Annotated in this window: 14 protein-coding genes and 1 other RNA gene; 9 read left to right on the top strand and 6 right to left on the bottom strand. The window is 67.2% G+C overall.

Annotated elements, in window-relative coordinates; all coding sequences use genetic code 11:
* The first annotated feature begins 167 nt into the window (after positions 1-167).
* Positions 168-1841, top strand: coding sequence for an MBL fold metallo-hydrolase (locus ACLV8F_RS06545; protein WP_411883437.1), 1674 nt, complete (start codon positions 168-170; stop codon positions 1839-1841).
* On the opposite strand, the gene ACLV8F_RS06540 is transcribed toward ACLV8F_RS06545, so the two are convergent.
* The 3 genes from ACLV8F_RS06540 to ACLV8F_RS06530 form a co-directional block, all read right to left on the bottom strand.
* Complete coding sequence (locus tag ACLV8F_RS06540; protein WP_411883436.1) at positions 1826-4357, bottom strand: ATP-binding cassette domain-containing protein; 2532 nt, start codon at positions 4355-4357, stop codon at positions 1826-1828. The two genes, ACLV8F_RS06545 and ACLV8F_RS06540, sit on opposite strands and share 16 nt — an antisense overlap.
* Positions 4354-5232: a branched-chain amino acid ABC transporter permease gene (locus ACLV8F_RS06535; protein ID WP_411883435.1), complete on the bottom strand. Its 879-nt coding sequence runs from the start codon at positions 5230-5232 to the stop codon at positions 4354-4356. The genes ACLV8F_RS06540 and ACLV8F_RS06535 overlap by 4 nt, the downstream gene beginning before the upstream one ends.
* 76 nt (positions 5233-5308) lie before the next feature.
* Entirely contained in the window at positions 5309-6490 is a 1182-nt protein-coding gene (locus ACLV8F_RS06530; RefSeq protein ID WP_411883434.1) for an ABC transporter substrate-binding protein, read from the bottom strand.
* Positions 6491-6777: 287 nt separating this feature from the next.
* Here ACLV8F_RS06530 and ACLV8F_RS06525 point away from each other — a divergent pair, with 287 nt between their 5' ends.
* The 5 genes from ACLV8F_RS06525 (at position 6778) to ACLV8F_RS06505 (ending at position 10779) form a co-directional block, all read left to right on the top strand.
* The gene (locus ACLV8F_RS06525; protein ID WP_411883433.1) at positions 6778-7704 is read left to right on the top strand and encodes a polysaccharide deacetylase family protein; all 927 of its coding nucleotides are present in this window, start codon (positions 6778-6780) and stop codon (positions 7702-7704) included.
* Positions 7701-8441, top strand: a complete 741-nt coding sequence (locus ACLV8F_RS06520; protein WP_411883432.1) for a GntR family transcriptional regulator — start codon at positions 7701-7703, stop codon at positions 8439-8441. Before ACLV8F_RS06525 ends, ACLV8F_RS06520 begins: the two co-directional genes overlap by 4 nt.
* A gap of 46 nt (positions 8442-8487) precedes the next feature.
* A complete protein-coding gene (locus tag ACLV8F_RS06515) occupies positions 8488-9126 on the top strand; it encodes a flavin reductase family protein (RefSeq protein WP_411883431.1) in 639 nt (212 codons plus the stop codon).
* Positions 9127-9360: 234 nt separating this feature from the next.
* Positions 9361-10218 carry a basic amino acid ABC transporter substrate-binding protein gene (locus ACLV8F_RS06510; RefSeq protein ID WP_411883430.1) on the top strand — a complete coding sequence of 286 codons (858 nt, stop codon included), beginning with the start codon at positions 9361-9363 and terminating at the stop codon, positions 10216-10218.
* Between the two features lie 51 nt (positions 10219-10269).
* Positions 10270-10779 carry a DUF2127 domain-containing protein gene (locus tag ACLV8F_RS06505; RefSeq protein ID WP_411883429.1) on the top strand — a complete coding sequence of 170 codons (510 nt, stop codon included), beginning with the start codon at positions 10270-10272 and terminating at the stop codon, positions 10777-10779.
* Here the strand turns inward: ACLV8F_RS06505 and rnpB are convergent.
* Positions 10774-11113, bottom strand: an RNA gene (rnpB, locus tag ACLV8F_RS06500) — RNase P RNA component class A. The two genes, ACLV8F_RS06505 and rnpB, sit on opposite strands and share 6 nt — an antisense overlap.
* 85 nt (positions 11114-11198) lie before the next feature.
* Here rnpB and ACLV8F_RS06495 point away from each other — a divergent pair.
* From ACLV8F_RS06495 to ACLV8F_RS06485, 3 genes are read left to right on the top strand one after another with little or no spacing between them, the layout of a single operon-like run.
* Entirely contained in the window at positions 11199-12869 is a 1671-nt protein-coding gene (locus ACLV8F_RS06495) for an NAD(P)/FAD-dependent oxidoreductase (protein WP_411883428.1), read from the top strand.
* A complete protein-coding gene (locus ACLV8F_RS06490) occupies positions 12866-13510 on the top strand; it encodes a flavin reductase family protein (RefSeq protein WP_411883427.1) in 645 nt (214 codons plus the stop codon). The genes ACLV8F_RS06495 and ACLV8F_RS06490 overlap by 4 nt, the downstream gene beginning before the upstream one ends.
* 51 nt (positions 13511-13561) lie before the next feature.
* Positions 13562-14254: a ProQ/FINO family protein gene (locus tag ACLV8F_RS06485; protein ID WP_411883426.1), complete on the top strand. Its 693-nt coding sequence runs from the start codon at positions 13562-13564 to the stop codon at positions 14252-14254.
* Between the two features lie 3 nt (positions 14255-14257).
* Here ACLV8F_RS06485 and lepB read toward each other — a convergent pair whose 3' ends face one another.
* Both lepB and htpX read right to left on the bottom strand, forming a co-directional pair.
* The gene (lepB, locus tag ACLV8F_RS06480; protein WP_411883425.1) at positions 14258-14926 is read right to left on the bottom strand and encodes a signal peptidase I; all 669 of its coding nucleotides are present in this window, start codon (positions 14924-14926) and stop codon (positions 14258-14260) included.
* Positions 14927-14990: 64 nt separating this feature from the next.
* Entirely contained in the window at positions 14991-15866 is an 876-nt protein-coding gene (gene htpX, locus ACLV8F_RS06475; protein ID WP_411883424.1) for a protease HtpX, read from the bottom strand.
* Positions 15867-15878 lie beyond the last annotated feature (12 nt).

Raw genomic sequence — 15878 nt, 5'->3', positions numbered from 1 at the left:
TGATTATCTGTGGTTCTGTTTGGCCGGGTCTTGCGCCGGCCTTGCGCGCCCTGGCCCTCTGCTTAGGGTTGCTGGCCGGGGGTTGCCCGGCGAGACCCGGCCAGCAAGCCCTATGCAGAGGGCACACCACCGGAGCAAGAACCAGCCCTAAAAGCCATAATCCAAACATGCCCCGCCCCTCCCAACAACTCCATCCCCACCGCGACCCCGCCCCCCTGCGCCCAGCAGCCACCGTCCTGCTGCTGCGCGACAGCGAGCAAGGCATAGAAGTGCTGATGACCCGCCGCTCGATGGCGGCCAGCTTCGCCCCGGGCGCGTACGTCTTCCCCGGCGGCGGCATCGACGCGGCGGATGAGCAGGCGCACGCCCAGTCCACGCGCCGCGCGACACAAAGCGACCTGCACCTGACGCAGGCCATCGCAGCCATCCGCGAAAGTTTTGAGGAGCTCGGCGTGCTGCTGGCGCGCCACGCCGACGGCAGCCATGTGAACACGGTCGACATCGCGGCGCTGGACCGCAAGGCGCCGTTTGCCGCGCAGTGCCGCGAGCGCGGCCTCACACTGGCGGGCGATGAGGTGTTTGTGCTGGCGCACTGGATCACCGACCGCGACCTGCCGCGGCGCTTCGACGTGCCCTTCCTGGTGGCGCGCATGCCCGAGGGCCAAAGCCCGGTGGCCGACGAGGCCGAGCAGTTCGAGCCGGTCTGGGTGCGGCCGGCCGATGCGCTGGCTCGGCACAAGGCGGGCGGCTTTTTCATCATCTTTCCGACCATACGCACGCTCGAGAGGCTGCAGCACTATGCCAGTGTCGATGCAGTGCTGGCGGCCTGCGCGTCCGAAGTCCCGCTGTGGACCTCTTGCCCGCGCGCCGGGTTGCTGGCCGGCAAGGAGGCGCGCTACATGGAGCACGAAGCGCCTTACGGCGAACTGGCGCTGACCTGCCCCGACGGGCAGATCGTGCACACGCTGGACTGGCAGACATCGCAGCCCGTGGCGCTGTTGAACAACCTGATGCGCCTGACCGCGCCCAACCCAGGCGTGATGACCGGCCCCGGCACCAACAGCTACCTCGTCGGCGACCCGCGCAGCGGCTACATCGCCATAGACCCGGGCCCGGCCGACGACGAACACCTGCAGCGCCTCTGGCATGCGGCGGGCGGCGACATCCGCATGATTGTCTGCACGCACTCGCACCCCGACCATTCCCCCGGCGCGAAGCCGCTGCAGGCCCTCTGCGCCACGGCCCCGCCCATCCTGGGGCTGGCGTCCGCGCCCACGGCGCGCAGCGCCAGCGCTTTCACGCCGGACCGCGAACTCAAGTACCATGAGTTGCTGGCGCTCACCGGCAAGGGGCCGGACGGCGATATCAGCCATACGCTGAAAGTCATCCACACCCCGGGCCACGCCGCCAACCACCTCTGCCTGGTGATGCTGGAGGACGGCCTGCTGTTCAGCGGCGACCACATCCTCAACGGCAGCACCACCGTGATCGACCCGCCGGACGGCGACATGAACGCCTACCTCGAATCGCTGGATGCATTGAGCGCGGCCTGCGACGAGCACGGCATCGAGTTCATCGCCCCGGCGCACGGCTATGTGCTGGGCCAGGCCAAAGCCGCGATTGCCGGCCTCAAGGCGCACCGCCTCAAGCGCGAGGCCAAGATCATCGGCGTCATGCGGGCCCAGCCGGAAGGCACCATCGACGACTGGGTTGCGGCGGCCTACGACGACGTGGACGCGCGCATCTGGCCGGTGGCCAAACGCTCGCTATTGGCCCACATCGACCGCGTGCGCGGCCAGGGCCTAGTCGATCAGGACGAAGCCAGCTACTCACCCAGATAAGCCCGCACCAGCGAACCATCGGCCATCAGCGCCTGCGCCGTGCCCTGGGCCACCACGCGCCCGGACTCGAGCACGTAGGCATGGTCGGCCAGCGACAGGGCCAGCGCCGCCATCTGGTCGACCAGCAACACCGTCAGGCCCTCGCCGCGCAAGGCGTCCAGCGCGGCGAACAGCTCTTCGATGATCTTGGGCGCCAGGCCCAACGAGGGTTCATCAAGCAACAGCACCACGGGCTGGCTCATCAGCCCGCGCGCCACGGCCAGCATTTGCTGCTCGCCGCCCGAAAGCAGGCCGGCGCGCTGGTGCAGCCGCTCGCGCAGCCGCGGAAAGCGCCGCAGCATCTCTTCCATGCGCGCGTCGACGCCGTCCGGCTTGAGGAAAGCACCCAGCCGGATGTTGTCGCGCACGCTGAGTTCGGGGAACACCTGGCGGCCCTCGGGCACCAGCACCAGGCCGTGGGCCACCACCTGCTCGGCATCCAGCCCGGACAGGTCCCGGCCCTGCAGGTGGATGCCGCCGCTGACCGGCCGGTGCAAGCCCGCCAGCGCGCGCATCAGCGTGGACTTGCCGGCGCCGTTGGCGCCCAGCAGCGCGACCAGCTCACCCCGGCGAACCTGCAGGCTGACCTGCTTGAGCACCGGTTCGGCGCCGTAGGCCGCCGTCAGCTGGCCGACGCCCAGCAGTTCGGGGCCTTCCGCCCGCCCGCCGCCAGACCGCAAGGGCGACGCGCCGGGCGCGCCCGCCGTCCCCAGGTAGGCCTGGCGCACGGCCGGGTTGTCGCGGATTTCGCCGGGTGCGCCCATGGCCAGCAACTGGCCCGCGTCCATCACCACGATGCGGTCCGAGATGGACATGACCAGCGCCATGTCGTGCTCGACCACCACCACGCCGATGCCGCTGCCGGCAATCGCGCGCAGCAGCAGCCCCAGCTTGTGTTTGTCTTCGCTGGACAGCCCCGCGGCCGGCTCGTCGAGCAGCAGCACCTGCGGGCCGGTGGCCAGCGCGCGCGCCACTTCAACCAGGCGCCGGTCCACGTGCGGCAGGTCGGCCGCCAGCGTGCGCGGCGAACCCGCATAACCGCAGCGCGCCAGCAAGGCCCGGCTCTGCGCGCGCACATCGCCCGCCTGGAAGGCCTTGGCGCGCAAGGGGTTGCCGAGCCGCCCGCGGCACATTGCCAGCGCGACGTTGTCTTCCACGCTGAGCGAGCCGAACAGCTGCGAGGTCTGGTAGGTGCGGGCGATGCCGCTGCGCGCGATCTGCCAGGCGCTGCGGCCTTGCAGGCTGAGCCCCTGCAGGGAAAACGCGCCGGCCGTGGGCCGGTAAAAACCGCTGAGCATGTTGAGCACGGTGGTCTTGCCCGCGCCGTTCGGTCCGATCAGGCTGGTCACGCCGCCGGCCAGGGTGTCAAAACTGAGTTCATGCACGGCGCGCACGCCGCCGAACACCCGTCCCAGCCCCGACACGGACACCGCGCCGCGCGGCGCGGCGGCGTTCAAGGCCGGCGCAGGCGCTACCGAAGCCTCGTGCGCGGGATCCGCAACCGGCGTGAAGCGCAGCCAGAGCGCGCCCAGCAGGCCGGCCACGCCCTGGGGCGCGGCCCACAGCACCAGCAGCAGCAAGCCGCCGAAAAACAGCAGGCGGTATTCCTCCAGGCTGGCCAGCAGTTCGGGCAGCAGGCCCACGATGATCGCCCCTATCACCGGGCCCAGGATGGAGCCGGAGCCACCTATCATGACCACCAGCACAAACAGGATGGACTGCAGCATGCCGAAACCCTGCGGCGTGACAAAACCCGACAGCGGCGCGAACAGCCCGCCGGCCAGCCCCGCCAGCGCGGCCGAAACGGCAAAGGCCACGGCCTTGACCAGCAGCGGGTTGATGCCGACGGATTCGCAGGCGGTCTCGCTGTCTTTCACCGCGCGCATGGCCGCGCCCCAGGCGCTGCGCGACAGCCAGGCATACAGCGCCAGCGCCGCGCCGCAGGCCACGATGGCCAGGGCCGCCACACCGCGCACATCCAGCTGAAGCGCCGCGAGCGACGGCGCGGCAATCCCCATGATGCCGTTCTGCCCGCCCGTCACGCTGCGCCACTCGACGATGCCGTGCTCCACGATAAAACCGAAGGCAATCGTCACCATGGCTAGGTAAGGGCCCTTCACCCGCAGCGCGGGCAAGGCCAGCAGGAAGCCGAGCAGCGCGCTGAGCAACACGCCCAAGGACCAGGCCAGCCAGAAGCTCATGCCCAGCTTTGTCGTGAAGACGGCGACCGCATACGCGCCCAGCGCATAAAACCCGGCATGGCCGAAGGACACCTGGCCGGTCAGCCCCAGCAGCACGTTCAGCCCTATGCCCACCAGCGCCAGCAGCGCGACATTGGCCAGCACGTACACAAAATAGCCGTTGACCACCCAGGCCAGGCCCAGCGCGGCCAGCAGCAGCAGCGCCACCGCCCCCACCGCCAGGGGCGAACCCAGGCCCCACAACAGCGGCGGACGGGCATCAGGAATCCGCTTCATACCTTCTTCACCTCCAGCCGGCCGAACATGCCGTTGGGGCGCAGCGCCAGCACCGCGATCACCAGCGAGAACATGATGATCTGGGTGTAGCCCGAGCCCAGCGTGGCGGTGATCAGGGCTTCGCCCGCGCCGAACAGCAGCCCGGCCAGCATCACGCCCCAGGCGCTGGTGATGCCGCCGAGGATCGCGACGGCAAAAGCCTTGAGGCCGAACAGCGTGCCCATGTCGGAATGCACGTTAAAGAGCGGCGCCACCAGCGCGCCGGCCACGCCGGCGAACAAGGTGGACAAAGCAAACGCCGCCAGCACCACGTTGCCGACGGGAATGCCCATGAGGCGCGCGGCATCGCGGTTTTGCTCAACCGCCAGCAGCGCCACGCCCCAGCGCGTGTGCCGCGCCACGAAGTGCAGCACACCCGCCAGGGCCAGGCCCACCACCGGAACCAGCAGTTGCAGGGGATACACACCCAGCCCCAGGTCGCCCAGCTGGATGGGCGTGACCGCCAGCGGGGAAGGCAGGTTGCGCGGCTCCTTGCCGAAGGTGAACATCACGACGTTGTCGAGCACGATGCCCAGCGCCACCGTCGACATCAGCCAGGAATTGGAGCCGCGCCGCGCGAAAGGCCGCACCGCGACGAACTCCACCAGCATGCCGTACAGCGCGCACAGCGCCAGCGCGGCCAGCAGCGCGAGGGGCCAGGGCCAGCCCAGGGTTTGCGAGAAGGTGTAGGTCAGCACCGCGCCCAGCATCATGGAGCTGCCCTGGGCAAAGTTCACCGTCGCCGACACCGCGTAGGTGACGTAAAAGCCCAAGGCCATGAGGCCGTACATGCTGCCCAGGCCGAGGCCGCTGATCAGCGCCGAAGTCAAAAGCATGAAGGTCTCCTGCCCCGTTTCTTGTCCCGCCGCACCGCGGCGGCGTCCGCGAATGCGCGCATCACGGCGGCGCCAGTCAGTTGGCCGTGCCCACGGGCAGGATGCGGTTGTCGATGAACTGGGCCCAGACGTAGTCGTTCTCGGTCACGGCGTCATGCACGTCCGGCGAAAACGGCTTGACGTAGGTCTTGATGAGGCCCTCGTAGCGGTCTATCTTGTAGAAGCCCTGGCGCACTTCGTCGCCCTTGGTGCTGCCGGCTTTGGCGATGGCCAGCGCTGCCAGCTGCATGGCGTCGTAGGCGTTGGCCACGCCGACGGAAGGCGTCACGTCGTCGGCGCCCTTGATGTCCGGGTACTTGGCCATCAGCGCCTTCATGACCTTGTCGCCCACCGGGCCCTGCTTGCCGAAGAAGCTGTAGGTCTGCACAAAGTGCACGGTCTTGGCGCTGGGGCCGGCCAGCTCGGTGAAGCGCCCGCCCGCCGGGCCCCAGTGCGAGACCACCGGCACCTTCCAGCCCATGCGGTCCAGCGACTTCACGACCTGGGCAGAGGGCCCCACGTTGCCGACCATGAAGAGCACGTCGGCGCCGGCGCCGCGCAGCCTGGTCAGCTGCGGCACCACGTCCACGTCGTTGGCCTCGAATTTCTCGATGCCCACCGCCTTCATGTTCTTGGCGGTGAGCGCGGCGGTCAGGCCTTTTTCATTCGACTCGCCCCAGGGGTTGTTCACCAGGATCATCCCGGGCCTGGCGGACTTGAAGGTCTTCTGCGCGTACTGCAGCATGGCCTTGTCGACCAGCTCGTCCACGGCCGAGACGCGGAACGCGAAGTTGGGGTTGGCGCCGTTTTTGGTGATGGGCGTGCCCGCCGCCCAGGGGCCCATGAAGGGCACTTTTTCCTGGTTGGCGATAGGCACCAGCGCCATGGAGACGGGCGTGTCCAGGCCGCCGAACAGCACCGCCACCTGCTCCTTGAAGATCAGTTCGCGGGCGGCCACGACGCCCTTGGCCGGGTTGCCTTCATCGTCGCGGCGCACCAGCTCCAGCTTGCGCCCGCCCAGCAGGCCGCCCTTGGCATTGATCTCGTCGATCGCCACCGCCAGCCCGCGCGTGATGGCTTCGCCGGCCTTGGCCGACTGGCCCGACAGGGCGGTGACGAGGCCTATCTTGATGGACTCCTGGGCGTGCGCCGGCAAGAATACCCCCGCCAGGCCGGCCAGAGCTGCGGCGGCGATGAATGAGCGTCGGAACATGGACATGGCTTTTTCTCCTGAAGGGATTGGGACTGCAAAAACTTCGGCTGTTCTTGCAAGCTCCGTGCCACGCCGCCCATCTGGTGCACATCGCAGGATAAACATTGACCACAATCAATCATTTATATTGTCAACAATCTGAATCCCATTTTGGGCACCAAAATTGCTCACCCCAAACCATTCATGCACTCGTTCACGCATTTCATGCATACGCACCCAAACCGGACAGGCAGGCACGCAAACCGTGCGGCAGCCCGCACCAGCCTGCGGCATTCGGGCCGGAGGCCTCTTCCATGATCCGCGCCGCCAAGGGCGGCATGGCGGCGCGGCCCCTGCCGGGCCACGGCCTGTTCGACTACCAGGGCATCCATGCGCGCCCCGACTTCAGCTGGCCGGGCGGGCGGCGCCTGGCGGTCTACCTGGGTTTCAACCTGGAACACTTCGCCTTCGGCGAGGGCCTGGGCGCGAACCTGGGCCCGGCCTCGGCGCACCCCGACGTGCTCAATTACGCCTGGCGCGAATACGGCAACCGCGTGGGCGCGTGGCGCTGCCTGGAGATGTTCGATGCGCTGGGCCTGCCCACGGGCACCCTCGTCAACACCGCGCTGTACGACCACTGCCCCGAACTGGTCGCGGCTTTCGCGGCGCGCGGTGACGAACTGATCGGCCACGGCCACACCAATGCCGAACGGCAAGGCGACATGGCCGAGCCGCAGGAGCGCGAACTGCTGGCGCAGTGCCGCGCCCGCATCGCCGAATGCAGCGGCACGGCGCCCACGGGCTGGCTGTCGCCGTGGATATCCGAGAGCCTGGCCACGCCGCACCTGCTGGCCGAGACCGGCTACCGCTACACGCTCAACTGGTGCCACGACGACCAGCCGGTGCGCAAGCGCACGCGCGGCGGCCCGCTGTGGTCCATCCCCTACCCGCAGGAGCTCAACGACATCCCCATGATCATCACGCGGCAGATGGACGGCAAGGACTTCGCGCAGATGGTCATCGACAACTTCGACGAGATGCTGGAGCAGTCGGCCGGGCAGGCGCTGGTCATGGGCATCGCGCTGCACCCGTATATAGTGGGCCAGCCCTACCGCCTGCGCCATTTGCGCCGGGCCCTGCAGCACATCGCCCGCGCGCGCGACGAAGGCCGCGTCTGGTTCACCACGCCGGGCGCCATCTGCCGCCACATGGATGAACTCTTTCCCCAGGTACCCGCATGACCACCGCCCGCAAACGCCCCGCCACATCCGCCGCGCAAGCCGGCGCCTCCGTGCCTTTGCTGGCCGGGCTGACGGACATCGAAAGCCGCATTTACCACTCGGTCTTCGACAGCGTGATGAACCAGCGCATCGCCCCGGGCACCAAGCTGCCGGAGCAGGCCCTGTGCGAGCTGTTTTCCGTGAACCGCGCCACGGTGCGCAAGGTGCTGCAGCGGCTGGCCCACGACCACATCGTGGACCTGCGGCCCAACCGCGGCGCCGTGGTGTCCGCGCCCACGCCGGAGGAAACCCGGCAGATTTTCGAAGCGCGCCGCCTGCTGGAGGCGGCCATCGTGCCGCTGGTGGCGCAGCGCATCACCAAGGCCGAGGTCGCGCTGCTGCGCAAGCAGCTGCGCGAAGAACATTCCGCCCTGCACCGCGCCGACCAGCCGGCCTGGGCGCGCCTGGCCAGCTCGTTTCATTTGCGGCTGGCCGAGCTTTCGGGCAGCGCCATCCTGCACCGCTACCTGCATGAGCTGATCTCGCGCTGCTCGCTGATCGTCGCCCTCTATGAGCCACCCGGCAACGCCGCCTGCGAGCACGACGAACACGCGCGCATCGTGGACTACCTGGAAAACGGCGAACCCGCCAAGGCGGTGCGCGTCATGAACGAGCACCTGCTCGACCTGGAACGCCGCATCTGCCTGGACAAGCCGCAGGCCGAAAAAAGCCTGGCGCAGATGCTGGGCCTGGCCTGACCCCGCCGCCCCGGCCCGCGCAGGCGATACCCCGAAGAAATACCGCATGGACATCGACTTTTCCGCCATCACCGAATACCAGCGCTACAAGCTCATGGCCAGCCTGATCGTGCCGCGGCCGATCGCGCTGATCACCACGCTGAGCGAGAACGGCGTCGTGAACGCCGCGCCTTTCAGCATGTTCAACATGCTGGGCGAGGAGCCGCCCATCGTGATGGTCAGCATCAACCGGCTGCAGGACGGCCAGCTCAAGCACACGGCGGCCAACATCGTGCGCACCGGCGAATTTGTGGTCCACCTGACGGACGAGGCCATGGCCGCGCAGATGCACCGCTGCGGTGAACGCTTTCCGGCCGACGTCAGCGAACTCGCCGAGGTCGGGCTCACCACCGCGCCCTCGCGCCAAGTGCGGCCGCCGCGCATCGCGGAGGCGCCCGCGGCCTTTGAATGCACGCTCTACGAGCTGCTGGAAACCCCCAGCCGCCAGATATTCATAGGCCGGGTGCACTGGCTGCACGCCCGCGACGGCCTCATCGACGCCGAGCAGTGGCGGGTGCGGCTGCAGAACTACTTTCCCGTCGCGCGCTTCGGCGCCAGCTTTTACATCAATACACGGGAGCGCTTCTCCCTGGAAGCCGGCCCCCAGGCGCAGCCGGCGCTGTCCACCAGCATTGACGAAATCTGAGGCCCGGCGGCCGGCCTGCCGCCGGGTTATCCAGAATTCCGCACGCCCGCAAGCTGTTTACAGTCTGAATGGGGCCGCGTTTAGACCGTAAACTGGTTCCCAGGCACATCAATTGCTTTGCCTGTGGCGGCAACGGTTTATACTTTTTTTCTCATGCCTGCCGGGAAACGGGCCACCAGCCTGCCTTTCCGCGGGGTTCTGAACTCACCTATTCAACATTCAGCGAGGCTTTTCATGTCTTCCATCACGACCCGACATTTCCTTCAAAGCGCCGGCATTTTGCTGGCCGGCCTGGTCCTGGCGGCCTGCGGCAAGCAGGAACCCCCGGCACCCGCCGCCGGCGCATCGGCGCCCGCAGCCTCCGCACCCGCGCCGGCCGCCAAGGTCTACCTGGTGGGCACCGACGCCGCCTACGCGCCGTTTGAATCGCAAAATGAAAAAGGCGAGATCGTCGGTTTCGACATCGAAGTCGTCCAGGCCGTGGCACAAAAAGCCGGTATTGAGGTGAAATTCCTGAACACACCGTGGGAAGGCATTTTCAACACGCTCAACCAGGGTGACCGCGACCTGCTGGTGTCGGCCATCACCATCACGGCAGAGCGCAAGCAGACCATGGATTTTTCCACCCCCTACTTCGACGCGCAGCAGCTGATCGCGGTGAAAAAGGATTCGAAAATCAGCAAGTTCAATGACCTGAAAAAACTCAAGGTCGGCGTGCAGAACGGCACGACGGGCGACGAGGTGGTGGCCAAGCTGCAAGGCAAGGACAGCGCCAACATCAAGCGTTTTGAATCGACGCCGCTGGCACTGAAAGAGCTGGAAGCCGGCGGCGTCGACGCCGTGGTGGCCGACAACGGCGTGGTGGTGCATTACGTCACCAACAACAGCGGCGCGAATTTCAAGACCGTCACCGACGCCAGCTTCGTCGCCGAACAGTACGGCCTGGCCGTGAAGAAGGGCAACACCGAGTTGCAGGAAAAGCTCAACAAGGGCCTGGCCGACATCAAGACCGACGGCACCTACGACAAGATCTACACGAAGTACTTCGGCAACATGGGCGCCAAGGCACCCGCTGCCGCCGCGTCGAAATAAGGCCGTAGTCCGTCCCCGGGCGCCGGCTGGTTTCCACCTTTCGGCGCCCACATGCTTCCCGACACCCCTTCCCCTGCCGGCGCCGGACCCGCCGGCCGGCGGCGCGCCCTGCGCGCCATTGCCATCTTTGAGGCCGCCAAGGGACTGGCCGCGCTGGCGGCCGGCATAGGCCTGCTGCAGCTGCTGCACCACGACATCCACCGGCTGGCCCTGGCGCTGCTGTGGCGCTTCCATCTCGACCCGGCCCTGCCTTACCCCACGCTGCTGCTGCACTACGCCGACCTGCTGAGCGCCATCAACCTGCGCACGCTCGCGCCGGTGGCGCTAGCCTACATCGCCGTGCGTTTTGTGGAAGCCTGGGGACTCTGGAAGGAAAAAACCTGGGCCGAATGGCTGGGCGCGCTGTCTGGGGCGCTCTACATCCCGCTCGAGGTGGCCCACCTGGCGCACCGGCCGGGCGCCATCAACGCCGGCGTGCTGCTGCTCAATGTCGTGGTCGTGGGTTTTCTGGCGTTCCAGTTGTGGATGCGCAGGGCCGCCAAGGCCGTGAATAAAGTGTGAAGCCCGCCGATAAGCCGGATTCTGTGCACCGGGCCCCTTGGAGAAAGCCCGGTGTGACCGCCATTAATCTGGGCCGGGGGTCGCCCCCACGGCTCAATGCTACCTACCCGCCAGCTCTGCGGAACCACATCAACGCTGGCCTACTTGGTATTGCTGCGCGTAGAGATTGCCCGTTTCACCCGGTCCGGGGTTGCCCCAAAACCGACTCGTCTCTGTTGCTCTGATCCTCACCTCACGGTGGAGAGGTGTTACCTCCTACGCTGTCCTGTGCAGTCCGGACGTTCCTCCAGTGCCTGGTTTCCCAGATTGCACCAGCGGCGGTCTGGCAGGCTTCACGGGGCCTATTATCCGCCAGCGGGGCGCCGGGACCGGCCGCCCTTTAAAATACGGGGCTGCTTGATCAACACGAGCCCCCTTTCATGATTCGCCTGACCGAACTCAAACTGCCGCTGGACCACGCGGAAGACGCCCTGCCCGCCCTCGCGGCCCAGACACTGGGCATCGCCGTAGCCGGGCTGCAGGACGTCCACATCCACAAACGCAGCTTCGACGCGCGCAAGGCCGACCTGCTCAAGGTCTACATCGTCGACGTCACGCTGGCCGATGCCGGCCGCGAAAGCGCGCTGCTGGCCGGGTTTGCCGGCAACCCGCACATTTTTCCCACACCGGACATGGCTTACCGCAGCGTGGGCCATGCCCCCACCGGCCTGCCGCTGCGCCCCGTTGTCGTCGGTTTCGGCCCCTGCGGCATGTTCGCGGCCCTGCTGCTGGCGCAAATGGGATTCAAGCCCATCGTGCTGGAACGCGGCAAAACCGTGCGCCAGCGCACCCGCGACACCTGGGGCCTGTGGCGCAAGAACGTGCTCAATCCCGAGTCCAACGTGCAGTTCGGCGAAGGCGGCGCCGGCACCTTTTCGGACGGCAAGCTCTACAGCCAGATCAAGGACCCGCGCCACCTGGGCCGCAAGGTGATGAACGAATTCGTCAAAGCCGGGGCGCCCGCCGACATCCTGTTCGAGGCGCACCCGCACATAGGCACCTTCAAGCTGGTGAAGGTGGTCGAGAACATGCGCGCGCAGATCGTCGCGCTGGGCGGCGAGATCCGCTTCGAGCAACGCGTGACCGACGTGCTGATCGAAGACGGTACCGAAGGCAAACAGTTGCGCGGCCTCACGGTGCTGGACCAGGCCACGGGCCAGAGCCACGAGATGCGCGCCGACCAGGTGGTGATGGCGCTGGGCCACAGCTCACGCGACACCTTTGCCATGCTGTATGCGCGCGGCGTGTACATCGAGGCCAAGCCCTTTTCCATCGGCTTTCGGGTCGAACATCCGCAGGGCATCATCGACCGCGCGCGCTGGGGCCGCCATGCCGGGCACCCGTCGCTGGGCGCGGCCGAATACAAGCTGGTGCACCACGCGAGCAACGGCCGCTCGGTCTACAGCTTTTGCATGTGCCCGGGCGGCACGGTGGTGGCCGCCACGTCCGAGCCCGGCCGCGTGGTGACCAACGGCATGAGCCAGTACTCGCGCAACGAGCGCAACGCCAACGCCGGCATCGTGGTGGGCATAGACCCGCGCGACTACCCCGGCTTCGAGGCGGGCGACGCACTGGCCGGCATCGCGCTGCAGCGCCAGCTTGAGTCCCACGCCTTTGTATTGGGCGGCAGCAACTACCAGGCGCCGGCGCAACTTGTGGGCGACTTCGTGGCGGGCCGGCCCTCGACCGCGCTGGGCAGCATCACGCCCTCCTACAAACCGGGCGTCACTATTGGCGACCTGTCGTCGGCACTCCCCGCCTATGCCATTGAAGCCATGCGCGAGGCCTTTCCGGTGTTCGGCAAAAAGATTAAAGGTTTCGACACCCACGACGCGGTGCTGACCGGCGTGGAGACACGCACCTCTTCACCGATCCGGATCAGCCGCGGCGAAGACCTGCAAAGCATCAACGTGCGCGGCCTTTACCCGGCCGGCGAAGGCGCCAGTTACGCCGGCGGCATTTTGTCGGCCGGGGTGGACGGCATCAAGGTCGCCGAGGCCGTGGCGCGCAACGTGCTGCAGGATGCCGAACGGCAACGGATGGCCGCATGACGCAACAAGGAGAGCCCGTGCAGGACCCGAACTTCCATTACTACGAACCCGCAAACGGCCACGGCCTGCCGCACGATCCCTTCAACGCCATGGTCGGTCCCCGGCCCATAGGCTGGATCTCCTCGCGGGACGCGCAAGGCCGGCTCAACCTGGCGCCCTACAGTTTTTTCAACGCCTTCAACTACACGCCGCCCATCATCGGTTTTGCCAGCATTGGCGCCAAGGACAGCCTGCGCAATATCCGCGAAACCGGCGAGTTCGGCTGGAACCTGGCGACCCGGCCGCTGGCCGAGGCCATGAACCGCTCCTGCGCGATGGTGCCGCCCGAGGTCAACGAGTTCGAGCTGGCCGGCCTCACGCCCGTCGCCTCGCAGCGCATCGCCGTGCCGCGCGTGCTGGAAAGCCCGGTGTCCTTCGAGTGCCGGCTGACGCAAATCCTGCAGCTGCAGGGCGCCGACGGCGTGCCGGTGCCCACCTGGCTGGTGCTGGGCGAGGTCGTCGGCGTGTACATTGCAAGGCATCTGCTCAAGGACGGCATTTACGACACGGCGGCCGCCCAGCCCATTCTTCGCGCCGGCGGCCCGGCCGACTATTTCACCGTCACACCCGACAACCTTTTTCGCATGTTCAGGCCGCGCTAAGCGTCCCCATACCCCGCCTTCCCCGCATTCCACCCTCTTCACCCCCTACACATGACCGACACCACCACACCCACTCCACGCGCCAGGCGCCCCCGCGCCCCGCAACGCCCCCGTCCTGCCGGCCCGCAGCAGCAGCGCACGCGCGAAGTCCATCCGGTGCTGGAAAAATTGTTCGAGCTCTACCCCAGGATGTTCGGCGCGCAGTTCCTGCCGCTCAAGCTCGGCGCCTTCCAGGACCTGCTGGCGGAAAACCCCGAAGCCTTCAAGCGCGACGAACTCAAGGTCGCGCTGGGCCTGCATGCGCGCTCGACCCGTTACCTTGAATCCGTGGCGGCGGGCCACCCGCGCTGTAACCTGCAGGGCGAGCCCGTGGAGCCTGTCGCGCCCGAACATGTGCACCACGCCATCATGGAGGTGTTCCGGCGCCGCCAGGCGCGCTCCAAGGAAGATTTGCGCCCCCAGGTCCGTGCCCGCCTGATCGCGGCCATCGAGGCCTCGGGCCTGAGCCGCGAAGACTACGCCGAGCGCACCCGCACGCAGGACGAAGCGGCCAACGCCCTGCTCGACGAAGCCTTTGCCGAGATGGCCGTGCAGACCGCGAAACGTGAAGCGCTGATGCGCGCGTTTGAGGCCAGCGGAAAAACCGTGGAGCAGTTTGCCGACATGTACGGCATGGACCCGGCCGACGTCGCCCAGGCGGTGGAGCGCACGCAGCGGGCCGGCGCGGCCCCGCAGCCTGAATAAAGATTAATAGAGCGAGCGGCCGAAGCGCTCAAAGCGCGGCTGCCACTTCTCGAGGATGTCGGCCGACACCAGAATGCGTTCGGCCCGGCCTATGAGCAGCTGGCGCGGCACCAGGCCGATGTAGCGCGAATCGGCGCTGTTGTCGCGGTTGTCACCCAGCATCAGGAACTGGTCCGGGGGAATCGTCATCGGGCCCCAGTTGTCCTTGGCCGTCACGCCGGCCAGCCACTGGATTTCGTGCTGCCCCTGGGGCGTGGTTTCTTTCATGTGCGTGGCCACCAGGACGCCGCCGAGGCCGGCCGGCTCCAGCACCGTGTCCAGCGCCTCATAACGCGCCGCCTGCCCGTTGATGACGAGCACCTTGGCGCGCATTTCCACCACGTCGCCCGGCACGGCCACCAGCCGCTTGATCAGGCGCACACCGTCGAGCGGCGAAGAAAAGGTGACGACGTCGCCGCGCTGCGGGTCGGCGGTTTTCGCCAGCACCGTGTCGGTCAGCGGAACCTTGACGTTGTAGGCCAGCCGGTTGACGAAGACCACGTCGCCTTCGAGCAGGTTGGGCCGCATGGAGCCCGAGGGGATGGGGTTCCAGTCCGCGACCGCGGTGCGGAACAGCCCGAACAGCAGCAGGGCCACCAGGAAACCGCGGTTCTGCCTGATCCAGTTTTTCATGTTCATGCTCCCTGAAATTTCATGCAAAAAAAAGGCGCCCGTGCGGGACGCCCTTTGATGATGTTTAGCCCTGGCTGTTTTGCAAAGCCGCGATGCGCTCTTCAATCGGCGGGTGCGTGGCAAACAGCTTGCCGATGCTGCCGGTGATGCCCATGGCTTCCACCGCCTTGGGCAGTTCGCCGGGCTGCATGCCGCCCAGGCGGGCCAGCGCGTTCATCATGGGCTGGCGCCGGCCCATCAGTTGCGCAGCGCCGGCGTCGGCGCGGAACTCGCGCTGGCGCGAGAACCAGGCCACGACGATGGCCGCGGCAAAACCGAGCACGATGTCCAGCACGATGGTGCTGACGTAGTAGCCGATGCCGGGGCCGGAGTTGTTGTCGCTGCCGCGGCGCAAAAAGCTGTCGACGGCGTAGCCGATCACGCGCGAGAGGAAGACCACGAAGGTGTTCATCACGCCCTGGATCAGCGTCATGGTGACCATGTCGCCGTTGGCGATGTGGGCGATCTCGTGGCCGAGCACGGCTTCGATCTCTTCGCGGGTCATGCCCTGCAGCAAACCGGTGGACACGGCCACCAGCGACGAGTTCTTGAACGCGCCGGTGGCAAAAGCGTTGGGCGCGCCTTCAAAGATGCCGACTTCGGGCATGCCGATCTGCGCCTTGTCGGCCAGCTTGCGCACGGTCTCGACGATCCAGGCCTCGTCGGCGTTCTGGGCGTCGTTGATGACGCGCACGCTGGCGCTCCATTTGGCGACGGGCTTGCTGATCAGCAGCGAGATGATGGCGCCGCCAAAACCGATGACGAGCGCGAACCCGAGCAGCATGCCCAGGTTCAACCCGTTGGGCGTGAGATAGCGGTTGACGCCCAGCAGGCTGGCGACGATGCCCAGCACCGCCACGACGGCGACGTTGGTCAAAATAAACAGAAAAATACGTTTCATGGGTTCTCCGTG

Origin of the sequence: Polaromonas sp. YR568, assembly GCF_943369675.1 — a bacterium.
GTDB lineage: Bacteria > Pseudomonadota > Gammaproteobacteria > Burkholderiales > Burkholderiaceae_C > Polaromonas.
Note: the sequence above shows the minus strand (reverse complement) of the source record. Positions and strands in the feature narration are given on the sequence as shown.